Origin of the sequence: Paramesorhizobium salinisoli, from assembly GCF_003335045.1 — a bacterium.
Classification (GTDB): Bacteria; Pseudomonadota; Alphaproteobacteria; order Rhizobiales; family Rhizobiaceae; genus Paramesorhizobium; species Paramesorhizobium salinisoli.
In genome coordinates this window covers 276,536-295,647 of the sequence record NZ_QOZG01000001.1, presented here as the reverse complement: position 1 = coordinate 295,647, position 19,112 = coordinate 276,536, and the positions used below count along the sequence as shown (strand labels likewise).

Annotated in this window: 17 protein-coding genes and 1 other RNA gene; 15 read left to right on the top strand and 3 right to left on the bottom strand. The window is 61.9% G+C overall.

Translation table 11 applies throughout. The features are described 5' to 3' along the window. Positions 1-79: 79 nt before the first annotated feature. Positions 80-853 carry a lytic transglycosylase domain-containing protein gene (locus DUT91_RS01370; RefSeq protein WP_114438572.1) on the top strand — a complete coding sequence of 258 codons (774 nt, stop codon included), beginning with the start codon at positions 80-82 and terminating at the stop codon, positions 851-853. Positions 854-942: 89 nt separating this feature from the next. Then, positions 943-1,367: RNase P RNA component class A (gene rnpB / locus DUT91_RS01365), an RNA gene on the top strand. Between the two features lie 7 nt (positions 1,368-1,374). On the opposite strand, the gene DUT91_RS01360 is transcribed toward rnpB, so the two are convergent. Continuing rightward, positions 1,375-1,788 carry a cupin domain-containing protein gene (locus tag DUT91_RS01360; protein ID WP_245419432.1) on the bottom strand — a complete coding sequence of 138 codons (414 nt, stop codon included), beginning with the start codon at positions 1,786-1,788 and terminating at the stop codon, positions 1,375-1,377. Between the two features lie 17 nt (positions 1,789-1,805). Beyond that, positions 1,806-2,228, bottom strand: a complete 423-nt coding sequence (locus DUT91_RS01355; RefSeq protein ID WP_114438976.1) for a DUF2000 domain-containing protein — start codon at positions 2,226-2,228, stop codon at positions 1,806-1,808. Here DUT91_RS01355 and DUT91_RS01350 point away from each other — a divergent pair. Further along, complete coding sequence (locus DUT91_RS01350) at positions 2,227-3,090, top strand: AraC family transcriptional regulator (protein WP_200834867.1); 864 nt, start codon at positions 2,227-2,229, stop codon at positions 3,088-3,090. The two genes, DUT91_RS01355 and DUT91_RS01350, sit on opposite strands and share 2 nt — an antisense overlap. A 72-nt stretch (positions 3,091-3,162) precedes the next feature. On the opposite strand, the gene DUT91_RS01345 is transcribed toward DUT91_RS01350, so the two are convergent. Beyond that, positions 3,163-4,506, bottom strand: coding sequence for an Nramp family divalent metal transporter (locus DUT91_RS01345; RefSeq protein ID WP_114438975.1), 1,344 nt, complete (start codon positions 4,504-4,506; stop codon positions 3,163-3,165). A 715-nt stretch (positions 4,507-5,221) separates the two neighbouring features. Between DUT91_RS01345 and mraZ the strand changes: the two genes are divergently transcribed. The 12 genes from mraZ to murB all read left to right on the top strand — a co-directional run bounded on the left by mraZ (position 5,222) and on the right by murB (position 19,030). After that, a complete protein-coding gene (gene mraZ / locus DUT91_RS01340; RefSeq protein WP_114438570.1) occupies positions 5,222-5,707 on the top strand; it encodes a division/cell wall cluster transcriptional repressor MraZ in 486 nt (161 codons plus the stop codon). Next, positions 5,704-6,729 (top strand): 16S rRNA (cytosine(1402)-N(4))-methyltransferase RsmH, encoded by a 1,026-nt coding sequence (gene rsmH / locus DUT91_RS01335; protein WP_200834866.1) that lies wholly within the window; start codon positions 5,704-5,706, stop codon positions 6,727-6,729. The genes mraZ and rsmH overlap by 4 nt, the downstream gene beginning before the upstream one ends. Before the next feature lie 3 nt (positions 6,730-6,732). Next, positions 6,733-7,119 carry a cell division protein FtsL gene (gene ftsL, locus DUT91_RS01330; protein WP_114438569.1) on the top strand — a complete coding sequence of 129 codons (387 nt, stop codon included), beginning with the start codon at positions 6,733-6,735 and terminating at the stop codon, positions 7,117-7,119. A 1-nt stretch (position 7,120) separates the two neighbouring features. Continuing rightward, positions 7,121-8,884, top strand: coding sequence for a peptidoglycan D,D-transpeptidase FtsI family protein (locus tag DUT91_RS01325; protein ID WP_114438568.1), 1,764 nt, complete (start codon positions 7,121-7,123; stop codon positions 8,882-8,884). Positions 8,885-8,969: 85 nt separating this feature from the next. Further along, on the top strand, positions 8,970-10,424 hold the full coding sequence (locus DUT91_RS01320; protein ID WP_114438567.1) for a UDP-N-acetylmuramoyl-L-alanyl-D-glutamate--2,6-diaminopimelate ligase: 1,455 nt from the start codon (positions 8,970-8,972) through the stop codon (positions 10,422-10,424). Further along, positions 10,421-11,854 carry a UDP-N-acetylmuramoylalanyl-D-glutamyl-2,6-diaminopimelate--D-alanyl-D-alanine ligase gene (locus tag DUT91_RS01315; RefSeq protein WP_114438566.1) on the top strand — a complete coding sequence of 478 codons (1,434 nt, stop codon included), beginning with the start codon at positions 10,421-10,423 and terminating at the stop codon, positions 11,852-11,854. Before DUT91_RS01320 ends, DUT91_RS01315 begins: the two co-directional genes overlap by 4 nt. 28 nt (positions 11,855-11,882) lie before the next feature. Further along, on the top strand, positions 11,883-12,965 hold the full coding sequence (gene mraY / locus DUT91_RS01310) for a phospho-N-acetylmuramoyl-pentapeptide-transferase (protein ID WP_114438565.1): 1,083 nt from the start codon (positions 11,883-11,885) through the stop codon (positions 12,963-12,965). 3 nt (positions 12,966-12,968) lie between these two features. Next, the gene (gene murD / locus DUT91_RS01305; protein ID WP_114438564.1) at positions 12,969-14,369 is read left to right on the top strand and encodes a UDP-N-acetylmuramoyl-L-alanine--D-glutamate ligase; all 1,401 of its coding nucleotides are present in this window, start codon (positions 12,969-12,971) and stop codon (positions 14,367-14,369) included. Further along, positions 14,369-15,523, top strand: coding sequence for a putative lipid II flippase FtsW (gene ftsW / locus DUT91_RS01300; protein ID WP_114438563.1), 1,155 nt, complete (start codon positions 14,369-14,371; stop codon positions 15,521-15,523). The genes murD and ftsW overlap by 1 nt, the downstream gene beginning before the upstream one ends. 14 nt (positions 15,524-15,537) lie before the next feature. Continuing rightward, entirely contained in the window at positions 15,538-16,662 is a 1,125-nt protein-coding gene (murG, locus tag DUT91_RS01295) for an undecaprenyldiphospho-muramoylpentapeptide beta-N-acetylglucosaminyltransferase (RefSeq protein WP_114438562.1), read from the top strand. After that, positions 16,659-18,065: a UDP-N-acetylmuramate--L-alanine ligase gene (gene murC / locus DUT91_RS01290; RefSeq protein ID WP_114438561.1), complete on the top strand. Its 1,407-nt coding sequence runs from the start codon at positions 16,659-16,661 to the stop codon at positions 18,063-18,065. The genes murG and murC overlap by 4 nt, the downstream gene beginning before the upstream one ends. Next, positions 18,062-19,030 carry a UDP-N-acetylmuramate dehydrogenase gene (murB, locus tag DUT91_RS01285; protein WP_114438560.1) on the top strand — a complete coding sequence of 323 codons (969 nt, stop codon included), beginning with the start codon at positions 18,062-18,064 and terminating at the stop codon, positions 19,028-19,030. Before murC ends, murB begins: the two co-directional genes overlap by 4 nt. Positions 19,031-19,112: the final 82 nt, after the last annotated feature.

Here is a 19,112-nt window from a genome sequence, read left to right as displayed (position 1 = left end):
ATAGGGGCAAAGCCTGGGCTGGCGATTTCTCATTCGAGTGCCGGCCTGACTTTTGAAACAGATCCAAACGGTTAGGTTAATGAAAAGAAAATTTAGTTTTGTGTGCGCCCTCGCCGGCGCAGTGGGAATGCTTGGCTCAAATTTGGCCTATAGCGCACCGGCAATCGAAAAGACAAGCATTGCCGCAATCATACAGGCAAAAAGGCAAGCAGCGGCAGAAGCCGCGCAAGCAGCCGAAGCCAAGACAGAAACAAGGGCGGAAAAACGTCATACTACCGCTCGCAAGGCGGCATCTGCGCACAGGAAAGCTGTCAAGGCGTCCGCCAGGAAGGCTACCTCCAGGAAAAACGTCGCGCAGGCGTCCGCCAGGAAGAAGCCCCAGAAAGTTTCGCTCCGGAAGATTTCGAGCGAGCGCGTTTCAAAGGAGGGCGTTACCAAGAAGGTGATTTCCGCCAAGGTAACCGCTCCGGCGGCGGGTAAGACGCCCTATGCCGGCATCATCAGCCGCTATGCCGCCACCTATGGCGTTCCGACCTCGCTCGCCCATGCGGTTGTGCGTCATGAAAGTGGCTATCGCGCCGATGCGCGGGGCGCGGCCGGCGAGATTGGCCTCATGCAGGTCAAGCTCTCGACGGCGCGTGGGCTCGGCTATACCGGTTCGGCAGCGGGCCTCTACGACCCCGCCACCAACGTGCAGTACGGCATGAAATATCTCGCCATGGCACGCAAGCTGGGCGGCGGCTCGACCTGCGGGACGATCCTCAAGTACAATGCCGGCCACGGCGCCACCCGCATGAACCCGATCTCCGCGGCATATTGCAGCCAGGTGAAGGTCTATATGCGCTCGTTCTAAACGTGAAATATTGAACTTTCAGAAAAAAGCCGGATGACAATCCGGCTTTTTTGTTGCGTTTTGGCCGCGAAGCACCTTTATACGCACTGTCAGTTGGCCGGGCAGCCGCGCCTGTCATATGCCGAAAGGCGGCAGGCGAGGAAAGTCCGGGCTCCATGGAAACACGATGCCGGGTAACGCCCGGCGGGGGTGACCCCAGGGAAAGTGCCACAGAAAGCAGACCGCCCCGTCTTCCGTTATGCCAAAAACCGGGCATAAGGGATGACGGGGTAAGGGTGAAAGGGTGGGGTAAGAGCCCACCGCGTCTCCGGTAACGGCGACGGCACGGTAAACCCCATCGGGAGCAAGACCGAATAGGGACGGCGTGCCGGGTGAAAGCCCGGCGATCTGTTTCCGGATCAGTCGTCCGGGTAGGTTGCAAGAGGCGGGTGGCGACATCCGTCCCAGATGAATGGCTGCCACGTTGGACGCAAGTCCAGCCATACAGAACCCGGCTTACAGGCCAACTGACATTTTGCATTTCATCGGTCGGGTTCAGAGAGAGCGTGCCGCAGATGCGTGGTCTGCTCTTCGATCGATTTCGCCCGTTGCGTCTCGCTGTCGCCGGCGTGCTTCGTCCCCGCCGGTTCAACGAAAATGATCCACGTTTCTTCCGGCGCCGAAGGGAAATGCTCGACGCCGCGCGGGATGACGTGGAAGTCGCCGGTCTTCAGGACGGTGCTGCTTCCATCGCGGTAACGCAGGACGAACGTGCCGCGATGGACAAGGAAGAATTCGTCTTCCCCCGCATGGCAGTGCCAGACGAAATCTCCCATCACCTTGGCTATCTTGACATATTGCCCGTTGGCCATCGCGATGACACGCGGCGACCAGTATTTGTCGATTGCCTCGAATGCGGCGGCGAGCCGGCCTGCATCAGACATGGTGGTATCCATGGGCGATTTCCTCTTCTTCAGGGATGCAGTGAAAGACCTTTGACAATCTTGTCGATGATCCTGCGCTCGGCATGGATTGCGACGCCCGCGAGATCTAGATTTTGGGTGGGAACGGCGGCGACCGCGGCGCGATTGTCCGTATCATTGCCCGTCGAAAACAGTTCCCGCGTATAGATTGACGGTTGCAGTCCGCGCTCAGTGGCACGGTTCAGGACTCTTGTCAGATCGTCGGCGGTGGCGGCAAAGATCAGGATCGGCTGGCGTATGAGCGGGCCATAGTCTTTCCCCGATGCATCGGCGTAGCGCTCGCCGGCCAGTTCGGGATATGATCCGACGAGGCCGCCGGCGAGAAAGCTGGCGACATTGAGTTTTTGCCAGGTCGCGAGATCGTCGCGGACCACAATAGCGATTTTGGTATCGAAGCGCGTAATGTCAGTCATGAACGCAGTTATTGGCGCAGATGTGCAGGCGGGTCTTGAACGATCGTGCACGCCTTCGCACGACTGGATCCGGCTTGCGCCGCCCGAACCTGGGCTGGAGCGGATGGAGGCCTTCTTCGGCGGCCATGCCTTTGATCCGCATCGGCACGACACTTATGCCATCGGCTATACGCTGAACGGCGTGCAATCCTTCGATTATCGTGGCGTCAAGGTGGACAGCACGGCTGGAAAGGTCATCGTCATCCATCCCGACGAGGTCCATAATGGACATTCGGGTTTGGAAACAGGTTTCCGCTACCGAATGCTCTATATCGAACCATTCATGATCCGCGATGCGCTGGGGGAGCGGGCGGGGAGCCTGCCCTTCGTGCGCGATGTGGCGGCGGATGATCCCCGGCTGCTTGTCGCCCTGCGCCCGGCTTTCGCGGCGCTTGATAACGGGCTGGAAGGGCTGGAGATGGACCAGATCGTCGTTGCCATCGCCGACGCGCTTTTGGCGCGCGATCCAACCGCCGGCAAGCGGTCAAGTTCCGCCATCAGCTCCATCGCGGTAGAGAGGGCGCGGCAATTTCTCAATGAGAATTTCGGCCGCACCGTCGCATCGGGGCAACTGGAGGAGATCACGGGGCTCGATCGCTATGCGTTGGCGCGCCATTTCCGCCAGCAATTAGGGACAAGTCCCTACCGCTATCTGACCATGCGGCGGCTCGACCATGCGAAGCGGGTAATGCGCCAGGGTGCGGCCCTAGCCGAAGCGGCGCTTTCAAGCGGATTTGCCGACCAGAGCCATATGACACGGCAGTTCAAGCAGGCATATGGCATGCCGCCGGGGCGCTGGCGGACCATCAATCTTCAGGAGTAGGCTGGCTCTCATCTCGAATCCGGAAGCCACTGCAAGCCTTTGTTTTCACTTAATCCGGTAGCTTTTTCGATCCTAATACCCTGCAGTCGAGCCATATCCCGTGATGAAGTCGAAGAGCAGATTCACGTTGAGGGCGACGATGATGACGGTCGTGATAGCGGCGAGTACCGTGAGCCAGCGCGGCGCGACGAGCGCGCCCATCTTGCCGCGGTTGGCAGTGAACATTACTAGCGGAATGATGGCGAAGGGAAGCTGTAGGCTCAGGACCACCTGCGACAGGATCAGGAGCTTCGCCGTGCCGCTTTCGCCATAGGCGATGGTGACGGCGGCGGCGGGCACGATGGCGACGACGCGGGTGATGAGGCGTCTCAGCCAGGGCGCAAGCCGGATATCGAGGAAGCCTTCCATGACGATCTGGCCGGCCATGGTCGCGGTGACTGTGGAGTTCAACCCGCAGCAGAGGAGGGCGATGGCAAAGAGGCTCGGCGCTATTGCCGAACCCAACAGCGGGCTGAGCAGGGAATGGGCGTCACCCAATTCCTCGACATGGGTGTGGCCAGTAGCATGGAAGCTGGCGGCGGCGAGGATGAGGATCGAGGCGTTGACGGCAAGCGCGAAGGTGAGCGCGATGGTGGAATCGAGCGTCGCATAGCGGATGGCTGATCGTTTGTCCTCCACCGTCTCGCCATAGTCGCGCGTCTGGACGATGCCGGAATGGAGATAGAGATTGTGCGGCATCACCGTGGCGCCGATGATGCCGAGCGCGAGATAGAGCATGTCGGGGTTGGTCACGATGTCGGTCGTCGGCGCGAAGCCGCGGATGACAGCGCCCCATTGCGGATCGGCCATGATGATCTGGATGAGGAAGCAGACCGCGATGACGCCCAGGAGGGTGATGACCAGCGCCTCGACCCAGCGGAAGCCCTTGTTCTGCAGATAGAGAATGAGGAACACATCGAGCGCGGTTATGATCACGCCGATCTCCAGCGGGATGCCGAAAAGCAGGTTGAGGCCGATGGCGGTGCCGATGACCTCGGCCAGGTCGGTGGCGCAGATGGCGATCTCGGCCATGAGCCACAGCGGCCACGACACCACGCGTGGGTAGGCGTCGCGGCAGGCCTGTGCCAGATCACGGCCCGTCGCGATGCCGAGGCGGGCGCAAAGTGATTGCAGTATGACCGCCATGATATTGGAGATAAGGGCGACGACGAGAAGCGCATAGCCGAAGCGCGATCCGCCAGCGAGCGATGTGGCCCAGTTGCCGGGGTCCATATAGCCTACGGCAACGAGATAGCCGGGGCCAAAAAAGGCGAGCGCCTTGCGCCAGCTCGGGCCTACGCTGCTGACCGGGACCGACTTGTGGACCTCGGAAAGGGAAGCAGTGCCCCGGTCGCGGCGCCAGCCGCTCAACGTCATCTCAGGACGGCGCTTGAGCAGTAATTCATCCGGAAACTCAGGTTCTGGTCGATCCATGCTGCTTGATTCCTAGACTCGCCTGATCCAGAAGATGCAATTGCGAATTATTTGCAATTAATAAGGGCGGGAAACGGCCTCGTCAAGACCGCGCCGAGGATGGCACGCGTTTGTGATGAGCCGATATCGATGGATGTTGCTCCCGCTGAAGGGGGCCCGATAGAAACCCGGGAAAAATGAAGCGGTTCCCCAAAAAAATGGTTTGAACTGTTCTGCGCCGTTAGATCCGTCCTGGTTGCAATCGCTGGAATGGCGGCGGTTGGCCGATAGTTCGCCAGCCCGCAATCGGCAGATTTTCTCACAGGTAAAAATCGCCTCGACCACCGCCCGCTTTCATCTGGAGGAAAGCGCTCTAACGCTTCCTTAAGCTTAATATTCGATAAATCAGGAACGAGGGAAAATGCGCCCACAGTCGGGCGCCTTCCCGCTTCGTGTAGCTTGATCCCGTTGACGCCCATAGTGTCCCATGATATCCATTTGTATCGTCAGTAGCGTTTGTTCGACACGGTGTTTCCCGACATTGTCAGGGGCGGTCTCACCAGGCCGCCAGGCTGGGTTCTCGGCCCGGATGTCGCTCGTTCGCGCGCTTTATGGCGAGGCCCCTGACGAGAGGGGGTTGCGATGAAACGGCCCTTCGCGGCGGAAGTGGTATTGTGTAGTGGACCGGTTCCTGGGACATGTGACGAACAGGATCGATGCGAAAGGGCGGGTCTCCGTTCCGGCGCATTTCCGTTCGTTGATCCAGAAGGCCGGCCACACGGAGCTTTATGCGTTGCGATCGCTGCATCTGCCGGCATTCGACGTCGGCGGGCCGGATTTCCTGACCCGGTACGACGGGCGGCTGGAGAGCGAGGACCCTTTCGCGGAGACGGCGGACGACATGTCCTTCTATCTGCACGCGGACGGCACTTTTCTGAAGCTCGACCAGGACGGACGTATCACGATGACGGATTTCATCCGGGAACATACCGGCATCTCATCGGATGTGACATTTGCGGGTGCGAACACGCATTTTCAGATGTGGCAGCCGGAGCGTTTCGAGGAACATCGCACGAAAGTGCGCGAGAGGCTGGCCGAGCGGCGGCGGGCCGAACTGCAGACGGCAAACGGGGCGGGCGCGCCGCCCCAAAGGGGGACGGAATGATGGCGGGCCTCGGCGGAGATGGTTCTCATGCCGATGGCGGACCGGCCCGCCACATTCCGGTTCTTCTCGACGAGGTCATCGCGGCGCTTCAGCCGGCAAGCGGCAAGCATATCGTTGACGGGACCTTCGGCGCGGGCGGTTATACCAGGCGCATCCTTGATGCCGGGGCTTCCGTCACCGCGATCGATCGCGACCCGACCGCAATCGCGGCAGGCCGTGCCCTGGAGCAGGAATTTCCGGGTAGGCTGACGCTGGTTCAGGGCCGCTTTTCCGAGCTCGACACGCTGGTGCAGGGCACGCCTGACGGCATTGTTCTCGATATCGGCGTTTCATCCATGCAGATCGACGAGGCGGAGCGGGGCTTTTCCTTCCAGAAGGACGGGCCGCTGGACATGCGCATGTCCAGCGAGGGTGTCAGCGCGGCTGATGTGGTCAACCGGCTGAAACTGGGCGATCTCGCCCGCATCTTCAATTTTCTCGGTGAGGAGAAGAATGCGGGCCGCATCGCCCGGATGATCGACAAGCGCCGGGTGAGCGAGCCGTTCACGCGAACCCGTGATCTTGCCAATGCGATAGAGGCGCTGGTCGGCCGGCATCCGAAGGACCGGATCCATCCGGCAACCCGGGTTTTCCAGGCGCTGCGCATCTTCGTCAATGACGAACTCGGCGAACTGGCGCGTGCGCTGTTTGCAGCGGAGCGCGCGCTTCAGCCGGGCGGCAGGCTTGTGGTCGTCACCTTCCATTCGCTGGAGGACCGCATCGTCAAGCGCTTCTTCACGGATCGGCTGGGCGGTACGGGCGGATCGCGCCATCTGCCACAGGTTCATGAGCGCCTGCCAAGCTTCACGCCTCTCGGCAAGGGCATGGTCGGCCCTTCACCTGAAGAAGAAGAGCGCAATCCGCGAGCGCGCTCGGCCAAGCTGCGTGCTGCTATTCGGACCGCCAATCCGCCGCTTGCCGCCGATCTCACGATTTTTGGGCTCCCAAAACTGCCCGACGCCAATGATTTGAACAGGAATTAGCCAGTGCTGCGTACCTTCGACATCATATTGATCACGATCATGCTCGCTGCGGCGACCGTGACCTACAAGATCAAATACGACGCGGAAAAGCAGATGGCCGATGTCCGCACGCTGCAGCGAAAGATCAATTTCGAGAAGGATACGATTACGCTGCTCAAGGCCGACTGGAGCCTGCTCACCCAGCCGAATCGCCTCCAGAAGCTGGTCGATGTCTATCAATCCGAGCTCGATCTCAAGCCGATCGACGCCCATCAGATCGGCAGCATCGAGGATATTCCGGAGCGGCCCGCAGACGATATCGAGAACATCATCTCCTCGAGCGACGAACTTCTGGCGAGCATCAAGAAGCCGGACCAGATCAAAACCGGCAGCGTAGGGCAGGGACAGTAGAATGGGCGCGAATTGGATCAGGCGCGGAAAGTTCAGGGACAGTGTCGCGAGCGAGCGGCCGGTCGCGAATGCCGATAAGGGCAATATCGCCGTCGACGGCGCGCGCAAGAAAAGCGGAAACCGGGCACGCAACCGCGTGATCATGGCCATCGGCTGCTTCATGGGCATCTATGCCATCATTGGCGGCCGGCTTGTCTATTACGCCGCACAGGGTGGCGAGGATGCCGACTATCACGGCCCGGCGGTTCAGAATCTCGCCTCGCGGCCCGATATCCTCGACCGCAACGGCGAGGTGCTGGCAACCGACATCAAGACGTTTTCGCTCTTTGCCGAACCAAAACGCATCGTCGATCCCGACGAGACGATCGAGCTTCTGTCGACGGTCCTGCCCAATCTCGATTGGGAGGCGACCTATCGCAAGCTGAAGAGCGGCGCCGGTTTCGTCTGGATCAAGCGCGGCCTGACGCCGCGCCAGCAAAGCCAGGTAATGGCGCTTGGTCTTCCCGGCGTTGGCTTCCGCACCGAAAAGACCCGCTTCTATCCCGGGGGTCCGACCGCCTCGCACATTCTCGGCCTGGTCAATATCGACAACCAGGGCATTGCGGGAATGGAGAAATATATCGACTCGCAGGGACTGACGGATCTCCAATCGACCGGGCTCGCCGTCCAGCAGGGACTGGAGCCGGTCAAGCTTTCGATTGATCTGCGCGTGCAGCATGTCGTGCGCGACGAACTCGTGCAGGCCATGCAGCGCTATCGCGCGATTGCGGCGGGCGCTGTGGTGCTGAACGCCAAGACGGGCGAGGTCATGGCGATGGCCTCAGTGCCCGATTTCGATCCGAACAATCCCGTCAATGCCTTGGACAAAGACCGTCTGAACCGCATGTCGGCCGGCACCTACGAGATGGGATCGACGATCAAGAGCTTCACCACAGCCATGGCGCTCGATTCCGGCAAGTTCACCTTGCAGTCGAAAATCGACGCGTCGCGTCCACTACGCGTCGGACGGCAGACAATCCACGATTTCCACGGCAAAGGCCGGGTGCTGACCCTGCCGGAGGTGTTCATCTATTCCTCCAATATCGGCTCCGGTCATGAAGCCAACGTGGTGGGGATCGAAGGTCACCGGGCCTTCCTGAAAAAAGTCGGTCTTCTCGACCGTATGCAGACCGAACTGCCGGAAGTGGCGCGTCCGGTCGAACCGCGCGTGTGGAAGAAGGTACATTCCATGACGATCGCGTTCGGGCATGGCATGATGACGACGCCGCTGCAGACGGCGGTCGGCGCCGCGGCGCTGATGAATGGCGGCAAGCTGATCGAGCCGACATTCCTGCCGCGCACGCAGGAGCAGGCCGATGCCGTCGCCAAGCAGGTGATCCATCCGCAGGTGTCGGAGGACATGCGCTATCTCTACCGTTTGAACGCAACCGCGCCCGGCGGTTCAGGCAAGCGCGCGACGGTCCCCGGTTATCGTGTCGGCGGTAAGACCGGCACGGCGGAAAAGGTGGTAAACGGCCGATATTCCAAGGATGTGCGGTTCAATGCCTTCCTTGCTGCTTTCCCTATGGACGATCCGACCTATATCGTCCTTACGATCATAGACGAGCCAAAACCGGAAGAAGGCAAGGCCGCCGCCACTGCAGGCCTCAATGCCGCGCCGATGGCAGCTAATATCATTCGCCGTTCCGCAGCATTTTTGGGTGTTAAGCCCGATTTCGGTCAAGAAACGGCCCCCATGCTGGTTTCATACGAGATCAACGACTGATTCCATGCCGGCGGGGTGAGATATCCGGGCCGGCATGATTGGCATGAAGTGAATCGATGTCTGGGAAACAATGTCTGGGCCCTATATGAAGTTGAAGCATATTACCGATCTTGCCAGTCTTTCCGATCCGGCCATCGGAGACGTTGATATAACGGGGCTGACCTCGGATTCGCGCAAGGCGGAGCGCGGCTATCTTTTCGCGGCGCTGAAAGGCAGCAGGGCGGACGGCAGCGTGTTTGCCGCCGATGCCGTTTCCCGAGGCGCGGTCGCGATCATCGCGGCGCACGATGCGGAGATAGGCGCGCCTGGTGTGCCGGTGATCCGCGTCGAGGATCCGCGCCGCGCCCTGGCGCTCGCCGCCGCCGCCTTTTATGAAAAACAGCCGGAGATGATGGTGGCGGTCACCGGGACCAGCGGCAAGACGTCGGTCGCATCGTTTACCCGGCAGATCTGGGCGGATGCCGGGTTTCCGGCGGCGAATATCGGAACGACAGGCGTATTTTCCCCAACCCGCAGCGCCTACGGATCGCTGACGACGCCCGATCCGGTGGAACTGCACCGGCTCCTGCGCGAACTGGCCGACGAGGGCGTGACGCATGCGGCGATGGAGGCGTCGTCGCACGGTCTCGACCAGCGCCGCCTCGACGGAGTGAAGCTCGCCGCCGGCGCGTTCACCAATCTCGGCCGCGATCACATGGATTATCATCCGACGATCGATGACTATCTCGCCGCCAAATTGCGGCTGTTCGATACGCTGCTGCCCAAGGGCGCGCCTGCGATCATCTTCGCCGATGACGAGTTTTCGCAGCAGGCCATCGCTGCCGCGCGGGCCGCGGGCAATGAGGTTTTGACGGTGGGTCGCAAGGGCACGTTCCTCGCCCTGAAGCGCGTCGAGCACGAACGCTTCCGCCAGCATGCGGAAGTCAAGATCGGCGCCGACATCTACGAGGTTTCCTTGCCGCTCGCCGGCGATTTCCAGGTTGCCAACGCGCTGGTCTCCGCTGGGCTTGCGATGGCAACGGGCGTTCCGGCCGCGGCTGCCATGCGCGCGCTCGAACGGCTGAGGGGTGCGCCGGGGCGTCTCGATCTGGTCGGGGCGACGGAGGATGGAGCTCCGGCCTATGTGGATTACGCGCACAAGCCGGATGCGCTGGAAAATGTGCTGACATCGGTGCGGCCGTTTACCACGGGCCGCGTCATCGTGGTCTTCGGCTGCGGCGGAGACCGCGATACCGGCAAGCGCCCGATGATGGGTGAGATCGCGACGCGGCTTGCCGATGTGGTCATCGTCACGGACGACAATCCGCGCTCGGAAGTGCCGGCAGCGATCCGCGCCGAAATCATGGCAGCAGCGCCCGGCGCGCTGGAGATTGGCGACCGGCGCCTGGCGATACGCACGGCTGTCGAAATGATGAAAGCTGGCGATACGCTGATCGTGGCGGGCAAGGGACATGAAGAGGGCCAGATCATCGGCGACGTGACGCATCCCTTCTCCGACCATGCCGAGATCGCCCTGGCCTTGAAGGAACGGCTGAAATGACATGGCTGTGGACATCGGCCGACATGGTGGATGCGATGGGCGGCAGGCCGGTCGGCACGCTGCCTGAAGGCATCACCGGGATTTCCATCGATACGCGCACACTTGCATCAGGCGAGGCGTTTTTCGCCATCAAGGGCGACCAGTTCGATGGCCATGATTTCGTAACCGCCGCGATGGCGGCTGGCGCCGGCCTGATCGTGGTGGCGGAGGCGAAGCTTCCGGCGCTCGGCAAATTGCAGGTGCCGATGATCGTAGTCGACGATGTGTTGGAGGGCCTGGTGCGGCTCGGCATCGCATCGCGCGCGCGCAGCAAGGCGCAGATCATCGCGGTCACGGGTTCCGTCGGCAAGACGACGACCAAGGAGGCGCTGCGGCATGTGCTTGCGGACGTGGGGAAGGTGCACGCTTCGGCTGCTTCCTTCAACAATCACTGGGGCGTGCCGCTGACGCTGGCGCGCATGCCGGCGGATACGGAATACGGCGTGTTCGAGATTGGCATGAACCATCCCGACGAGATCCGTCCGCTGGTCAAGATGGTGCGCCCGCATGTGGCGATCATCACGCTGATCGCGCCGGCCCATCTCGGTCATTTCAACGATCTGGAAGAGATCGCAAGGGCCAAGGCGGAGATATTCGAAGGGATCGTGCCGGGCGGCTATGCGCTTTTAAACCGGGACGATGCGTTGTTCGGCTTTTTGGAGCAATTGGCGCGCGAGGCCGGTGTGGAGCATATAAGGAGCTTCGGCCAGGATGCGGCCGCCGATTATCGCGCGGTCGCCATGAAGCTCCTGCCGAACTGTTCCTGCATGACGGCGGTGCTCGCAGGGGAGGAGGTAGCCATCAAGATCGGCGCTCCCGGCCGGCATATCGTGCAGAACGCGCTGGCGGTTCTGGGCGCGGCGCACCTTGTGGGCGCCGACATGGCAAGGGTCGCGATGGCGCTTGCCAGCCTGACGCCCGAGGATGGGCGCGGCGCACGCCACAGGCTGCACCATCCGGACGGCGTCATCACGCTGATCGACGAAAGCTACAACGCCAATCCCGCCTCGATGCGGGCGGCTCTGGAGCTTCTCCATGCGGCGCAGCCGGAAGGCCGCGGGCGTCGGGTCGCGGTTCTCGGCGACATGCTGGAACTGGGCAACCATGCAGCGAAGCTGCATCGGGAACTCGCCCAACCCATAACGGGCGCAGAGATCAACACGCTTTTCATCGGCGGACCGGAAATGTCGGTGCTCGCTTCCGCTTTGCCGGTTGAAATCCAGACCGAATACAGGCAGAGCGTCGAGGAATTGCAGCCGTTGGTTATCAAGGCGGTCCGTCCCGGCGATGTCGTCATGGTGAAATCGTCGAAGGGGATCGGGTTCTCCAAGATCGTTGGGGCATTGATGGCCAAATATCCGCCTGCCGAGCCCCTAGGGCCGGCCGAATAGGCTATTTCTCGAGGGGGACCGCATCCGTATGCTGACGCTTCTGACCTATTTTTCCGAGCACGTGACGCTGTTCAATGTGTTTCGCTACATCACATTCCGCACGGGTGGTGCATTGATCACGTCGGCATTGCTGGTCTTCCTGTTCGGACCGATGATCATCAATTCGCTGCGCATCCGGCAGGGGCGCGGGCAGCCTATCCGCGCCGACGGACCGCAGACCCATTTCAAGAAGGCCGGTACGCCGACGATGGGTGGCCTGATGATCCTGTCGGGAATTCTCGCTTCGTCATTCCTGTGGGCCAATCTTTCCAGCGTCTATGTCTGGGTTGTGCTGCTCGTCTCTGTCGGCTTCGGCGCCATCGGTTTCTATGACGACTATCTCAAGGTTACCAAACAGTCGGACAAGGGCTTTTCCGGCAAGGCGCGGCTCGGCCTCGAATTCCTGATCGCGGCGATCGCCGGATGGTTCATCATGCGGGCGGGGCAGGAGCCATTCTCCTCGTCGCTGACGTTTCCCTTCCTCAAGGAGTTCGTGCTCAATCTCGGGCTGTTCTTCATCCCGGTTGCCGCTTTCGTCATGGTCGGCGCGGGGAATGCGGTCAATCTGACCGATGGTCTTGACGGTCTTGCCATCGTGCCTGTCATGGTCGCCGCCGCCTCGTTCGGCGTCATCGCCTATCTCTCGGGGAACGCGATTTTCGCCGATTACCTGCAGATCCATTTCGTGCCGGGCACAGGCGAACTAGCTGTTGTATTGGGGGCCGTGATCGGCGCGAGCCTCGGGTTCCTCTGGTTCAACGCGCCCCCCGCCGCCATCTTCATGGGCGATACCGGTTCGCTGGCGCTCGGCGGCATGCTCGGCGCGGTCGCCGTCGCCACCAAGCATGAGATCGTGCTCGCCATCATCGGCGGCCTGTTCGTCGTCGAGGCGCTCTCCGTCATCATCCAGGTCGCCTGGTTCAAGAGGACCGGCAGGCGCGTCTTCCTGATGGCGCCGATCCATCACCATTTCGAAAAGAAGGGCTGGACGGAGAGCCAGGTGGTCATCCGTTTCTGGATCGTGTCGATCATCCTTGCCCTGATCGGTCTCTCCACCCTGAAGCTGAGATAACGCATGATTCCCGCCCATTCCATGAAGGGAAAGACCGTCGCGCTGTTCGGGCTCGGCGGCTCGGGCATCGCCACCGCCAAGGCGATCATGGCCGGCGGGGCCACGGTGCTGGCGTGGGACGACAATCCGACGAGCGTGGAGCGCGCCATCGCCGCCGGCATCTCGACCGGCGACCTGCGGAAGGCGAACTGGAAGGATTTTTCCTCTTTCGTCCTTTCACCGGGGGTGCCGCTCACCCATCCGCGCCCGCACTGGACGGTGGATCTTGCGCGGGCGGCGGGTGTCGAGATCATCGGCGATATCGAGCTTTTCGTGCGCGAACGCAATCGCACGGCGCCCGACAGCCCCTTCATCGCCATTACGGGAACGAACGGCAAATCTACGACGACGGCGCTCATCGCGCATATCATCAAATCGGCGGGCCGCGACATGCAACTTGGCGGCAATATCGGCACGGCGGTGATGACACTCGATCCGCCCGCCGGTGACAGATATTATGTCGTCGAATGCTCGTCCTACCAGATCGATCTCGCGCCCTCGCTCAACCCCACCGCCGGAATCCTGCTCAACCTGACGCCGGACCATCTCGACCGGCACGGCACCATGCAGCATTATGCCGATATCAAGGAAACGTTGGTCGCTGGCAGCGATAGGGCGATCATCGGCATCGATGACAGCTATTGCGCGCAGATCGCCGATCGACTGGAGCGCACCGGCAAGACCGTCATTCGTATTTCCAAGCGCCAGCCTATCGACAGCGGCCTTTACGCCGATGGGCCGAAACTGATGCGGGCCAAAGCAGGCCGGGCTGAGGAAATCGCATCGCTCGAAGGGATCGGTTCGCTGCGCGGCGAGCACAATGCGCAGAACGCGCTTGCAGCAATAGCTGCCTGCCTCGCGGTCGGCCTCGATATCGAAGAAATACGCGCAGGTCTGAAATCCTTCCCCGGGCTCGCTCATCGCATGGAGCAGGTGGCGCGGCGCGGCAAGGTATTGTTCGTCAATGATTCAAAGGCGACCAACGCGGAAGCGGCGGCGCCGGCGCTTTCATCCTTCGAGCGGATCTACTGGATTGTGGGGGGGCTGCCCAAGGAGGGTGGCATTACCTCGCTCTCCGGCTTCTTTCCGCGCGTCGCCAAAGCCTATCTCATCGGCGAGGCCGCGCCGCAATTCGCCGCGACGCTGGGCGAGGCGGTGCCGTTCGAGATATCGGGCACGATCGCCGCTGCCGTCGATCACGCGGCGCGCGATGCGGAGAGAGATGAGGGCCCCGAGCCGGTGGTGCTTCTGTCGCCGGCCTGCGCCAGCTTTGACCAATTCCAGAATTTCGAGAAGCGCGGCGAAGTATTTCGCCAAGCCGTCATGATGCTCGATAGCGCACAACCGATCGAAGGGGGACGCTGATGGTAAGCCGTGTTGACCGCGGGCCGGCCGCCAACTGGTGGTGGACGATAGACCGTTATTTCCTGGCAGCTTGCCTGGCGCTGATGGGGCTCGGCATCCTGCTGTCCTTCGCCGCAAGCCCGGCCGTGGCGGAACGCATCGGCCTTTCGAGCTTCCATTTCGTCGAGCGCCAGATTGTCTTCATGATTCCCGCGCTCGTCGTGATGATCGCGGTTTCCTTCCTGGGGCAGCGGGAGATCAGGCGTTTTGCACTGATCCTGCTCGTATTTTCCATTCTGGCGATGGTCGCGGCGCTTTTTTTCGGCATTGAGGTCAAGGGCGCACGGCGCTGGATTTCGCTTATGGGCATATCGATCCAGCCGTCGGAATTCATGAAGCCGGCCTTTGTCGTCATCTGCGCCTGGCTTTTCGCCGAGCATGAGCGCCGTCCCGATATTCCGGGCAATCTCTTCGCCATGCTGTTGTTCGCGCTAGTCGCAGCCCTTCTGGTGGCGCAGCCCGATCTCGGCCAGACGATGCTGACGGCGGCGACATGGGGCGCGATGTTCTTCATGGCCGGCGTGCCATGGTTCTGGATCGTGGTTCTGGGGGCCGGCGCAGTTGTCGGCGGCTTTGGCGCCTACACGGTTTTCCCGCACGTCGCGGGCCGTATCGATCGCTTCATGACCGGCGAAGGCGATACGTTTCAGGTGGATGCCGGACGCGAGGCGATCATTCGCGGGGGCTGGTTTGGCCAGGGGCCGGGCGAGGGCACGATCAAGCGCATCATTCCCGACAGCCATACGGATTTCATCTTTTCGGTGGCCGCGGAGGAATATGGCGTCGTGCTCTGCCTGCTGATCATGCTGATCTTTGCCTTCATCGTGGTGCGGGGCCTTTCCATCGCATTGAAAGAGCGCGACGAGTTCACCCGTCTCGCGGTGTCAGGCATCGTCATTCTGTTCGGCTTCCAGTCGATCATCAACATGGCGGTCAATTTGCACCTGATGCCCGCCAAGGGCATGACGCTGCCCTTCATCTCCTATGGCGGCTCATCGCTCATCGCTGTGGCCATTTCGATGGGCATACTGCTTGCGCTGACGCGGCGGCGGCCGGAGGCGCGCATGTCGGCGACGCTCGATTTCGCCGCACGCCGCCGGCTTCCGGCATCCTGAGGCGGAGCGAGGACATGTCGAAGGGGATCATCGTTCTTTGTGCGGGCGGAACCGGCGGCCATCTGTTTCCGGCGGAAGCGCTGGCGCATGAGCTGACCGCACGCGGCTGGGAGGTGCATCTCGGCACCGACGCACGGGCGCAACGCTTTGCCGGCACCTTTCCAGCCAAGGCTGTTCATGTCGTGCGCTCGGCGACGATTGCGGGACGTAACCCGATAGCGCTTGCCAGGACGATGTGGCGGCTCTGGCAGGGAAATCTCGATGCGCGGCGACTTTTCCGCACGCTCAAGCCCAAGCTTGTCGCAGGCTTTGGCGGCTATCCGACACTTCCGCCGCTCTATGCGGCGACCCGGATGGGAATTCCGACGTTCATCCATGAACAGAATGCGGTGATGGGGCGGGCCAACAAGGGGCTCGCCGGACGTGTCAATGCGATTGCCGGCGGCTTCCTGCCAGATGCGGGCACCTATGCCGCGAAGACCGTGCAGACCGGAAATCCGGTGCGTCCGGCCGTGTTGGCCGAAACCGGCAAGCCTTACAAACCCGCATCGCCCGATGAGCCGTTCCGGCTTCTGGTGTTCGGGGGCAGCCAAGGCGCGCAATTCTTCTCCACCGCCATTCCCGCGGCAATCCGGCTTTTGTCCGACGATCTGAAGCGCCGGCTCAAGGTGACGCAACAGGCCCGTCCCGAGGATGAAGCTCAGGTCAGGGCGGCCTATGAAGAGCTTGGCATGCAGGTGGAGGTCGCGCCGTTCTTCGCAGACCTGCCGGCACGCATCGCCGCGGCGCATTTCGTCATTTCGCGTTCCGGCGCTTCGACCGTTTCGGAGATAGCAGCAATCGGCCGGCCGGCGGTGCTGGTGCCGTTTCCCTATGCGCTTGATCACGACCAGGCAGCCAATGCCGCGGCGCTCGAAGCAGCCGGCGGGGCGCAGGTCATCCGCCAGTCGGAGCTCGATCCTGCGCGGATTGCTTCGATCATTTCCGATGCCATGGCCGACCCGGCACGGCTTACGGCGATGGCAAAGGCCGCGCAAGATGCGGGCAGGCCCGATGCCACGCGGTTGCTTGCCGATCTTGCAGAGGCTATTGCAGCGGGCAGACCAGTTTCGAAATTGAAAGAAGGAGAGATGCCATGAAGATGCCGCTGAATATCGGGCTTGTGCATTTCATCGGCATCGGCGGCATCGGCATGAGCGGTATCGCCGAGGTGCTGCATAATCTCGGTTATCGGGTTCAGGGCTCGGATCAGGCCGATGGCGCGAATGTCCAGCGCCTGCGCGACAAGGGCATCGAAGTGTTTGTCGGCCATAAGGCGGAAAATCTGGGCGATGCGGAAGTCATCGTTGTCTCGACGGCGATCCGCAAGAACAATCCGGAGCTGGTTGCGGCGCGCGAGCGCCTGCTGCCGGTGGTACGCCGCGCCGAAATGCTGGCCGAGCTGATGCGCTTTCGCCAGGCGGTCGCCATCGGCGGCACGCATGGAAAGACGACCACGACCTCGATGGTCGCCGCGCTGCTCGATGCGGGCAATCTCGACCCGACCGTCATCAATGGTGGCATCATCAACGCCTATGGCACCAATGCGCGCATGGGCGCAGGCGACTGGATGGTGGTGGAGGCTGATGAAAGCGACGGCACCTTCCTGAAGCTGCCCGCCGATATCGCCGTCGTCACCAATATCGACCCGGAACATCTCGACCATTACGGCTCGTTCGACAATGTGCGCGAGGCTTTCCGGCAGTTCGTGGAGAACGTGCCGTTCTACGGCTTCGGCGTGATGTGCCTCGATCATCCCGAAGTGCAGGCGCTGGTCAGCCATATCGAGGATCGCCGCGTCATCACCTATGGCGAGAACCCGCAGGCCGACGTGCGTTTCGTGAATCATGTCGTCGATGGCGCGTCATCGAATTTCGACGTGGTCATCCGCTCGCGCAAGGACGGCGCGATTTCGGAGATCACCGGGCTGCGCCTGCCAATGCCCGGCCGCCACAATGTCTCCAACGCGACGGCGGCCATCACGGTGGCGCATGAGCTCGGCATCTCCGATGAAGACATCAAGAAGGGACTTTCCTCCTTCGGCGGCGTCAAGCGGCGCTTTACCCATACGGGTTCATGGAAGGGCGTCGATATATTCGACGATTACGGCCACCATCCCGTCGAGATCAAGGCGGTGCTGAGGGCGGCGCGGGAGGCGGCGCAGGGTCGTGTCATCGCCATCGTCCAGCCGCATCGCTATACACGCCTCGCGAGCCTGTTCGACGATTTCGCCGCCTGTTTCAACGATGCGGATATCGTTGCCGTGGCGCCGGTCTATGCGGCGGGCGAAGAGCCGATCGAGGGCATCGATTCCGAAGCGCTGGTCAGCCGGATCAAGACGGCGGGGCACCGCGATGCACGCTATGTGACTGGTCCCGAGGCGCTCGCCCCACTGGTCACCTCGGTGGGCGAGGCGGGCGATTTCGTCGTTTGTCTCGGCGCGGGCAACATCACCCAATGGGCCTATGCGCTGCCAAAGGAATTAGCAGGAGGAAACGCATGATCGGTGACGGCGCGGCGCTGATAGCGAAGCTCGGCGACAGGCTCACGGGCCTGCGGGGACGGATCACACCCAATGCAGACATGGACAAGATCACCTGGTTTCGCGTCGGCGGACCAGCGGAAGTTCTGTTCCAACCGGCGGATGAAGATGATCTGGCTGCCTTCCTGCGGGCGGTGCCGGAGGAAATCCCTGTCATGGTGGTCGGCATAGGCTCCAACCTGCTGGTGCGCGATGGCGGCATTCCGGGCTTCGTCATACGCTTGTCAGCCAAGGGCTTCGGCGAGATCGAGCGCGTGTCGCAGACGCAGCTTCGCGCCGGTACGGCTACGCCGGACAAGCGGCTCGCGGCGGCGGCGCTCGATGCCGGTATCGCCGGGTTCCATTTCTACCACGGGATCCCCGGTGGCATCGGCGGCGCGCTGCGCATGAATGCGGGCGCGAACGGCGTCGAGACGCGCGAGCGCGTGGTGGAAGTGCGGGCGCTCGACCGCAAGGGCGATCTGCACATCCTCTCCAATGCCGATATGGGCTATGCCTACCGCCATTGCTCCGTGCCGAAGGATATGATCTTCACCTCGGCGCTGTTCGAGGGGGCGCCGGGCGAACATGACGAGATCAGGGCGGCGATGGACGCCGTACAGCATCACCGAGAGACGGTGCAGCCGATCCGCGAGAAGACGGGCGGCTCGACCTTCAAGAACCCCGAGGGCTCGTCAGCCTGGAAGGAGATCGACAAGGCCGGTTGCCGCGGGCGGATGGTCGGCGGTGCGCAGATGTCGCCGATGCACTGCAATTTCATGATCAACACGGGCCTTGCAAGCGGTCACGACCTGGAGACGCTGGGCGAGACGGTGCGTGCCCGCGTGCTGGAGAATTCCGGCATCCGCCTGCAATGGGAAATCAAACGCCTTGGCCTTTTCCGGCAAGGACAGGACGTTCAGGAATTCCTCGGCCAAATCATCTGAGGGGAACTAACAACGCCATCCTCATGCGATGGATTCGTCGTGAATCCGGATGGCATTTCCGCGTCAGTTTGATGGCAAAAAA

Coding starts and splice junctions, on each gene's coding strand:
- DUT91_RS01370 (WP_114438572.1), top strand. CDS start 80: ATGAAAAGAAAATTTAGTTTTGTGTGCGCCCTCGCCGGCGCAGTGGGA.
- DUT91_RS01360 (WP_245419432.1), bottom strand. CDS start 1,788: ATGGATACCACCATGTCTGATGCAGGCCGGCTCGCCGCCGCATTCGAG.
- DUT91_RS01350 (WP_200834867.1), top strand. CDS start 2,227: ATGAACGCAGTTATTGGCGCAGATGTGCAGGCGGGTCTTGAACGATCG.
- DUT91_RS01355 (WP_114438976.1), bottom strand. CDS start 2,228: ATGACTGACATTACGCGCTTCGATACCAAAATCGCTATTGTGGTCCGC.
- DUT91_RS01345 (WP_114438975.1), bottom strand. CDS start 4,506: ATGACGTTGAGCGGCTGGCGCCGCGACCGGGGCACTGCTTCCCTTTCC.
- rsmH (WP_200834866.1), top strand. CDS start 5,704: ATGATGGCGGGCCTCGGCGGAGATGGTTCTCATGCCGATGGCGGACCG.
- DUT91_RS01325 (WP_114438568.1), top strand. CDS start 7,121: ATGGGCGCGAATTGGATCAGGCGCGGAAAGTTCAGGGACAGTGTCGCG.
- DUT91_RS01320 (WP_114438567.1), top strand. CDS start 8,970: ATGAAGTTGAAGCATATTACCGATCTTGCCAGTCTTTCCGATCCGGCC.
- DUT91_RS01315 (WP_114438566.1), top strand. CDS start 10,421: ATGACATGGCTGTGGACATCGGCCGACATGGTGGATGCGATGGGCGGC.
- mraY (WP_114438565.1), top strand. CDS start 11,883: ATGCTGACGCTTCTGACCTATTTTTCCGAGCACGTGACGCTGTTCAAT.
- murD (WP_114438564.1), top strand. CDS start 12,969: ATGATTCCCGCCCATTCCATGAAGGGAAAGACCGTCGCGCTGTTCGGG.
- ftsW (WP_114438563.1), top strand. CDS start 14,369: ATGGTAAGCCGTGTTGACCGCGGGCCGGCCGCCAACTGGTGGTGGACG.
- murG (WP_114438562.1), top strand. CDS start 15,538: ATGTCGAAGGGGATCATCGTTCTTTGTGCGGGCGGAACCGGCGGCCAT.
- murC (WP_114438561.1), top strand. CDS start 16,659: ATGAAGATGCCGCTGAATATCGGGCTTGTGCATTTCATCGGCATCGGC.
- murB (WP_114438560.1), top strand. CDS start 18,062: ATGATCGGTGACGGCGCGGCGCTGATAGCGAAGCTCGGCGACAGGCTC.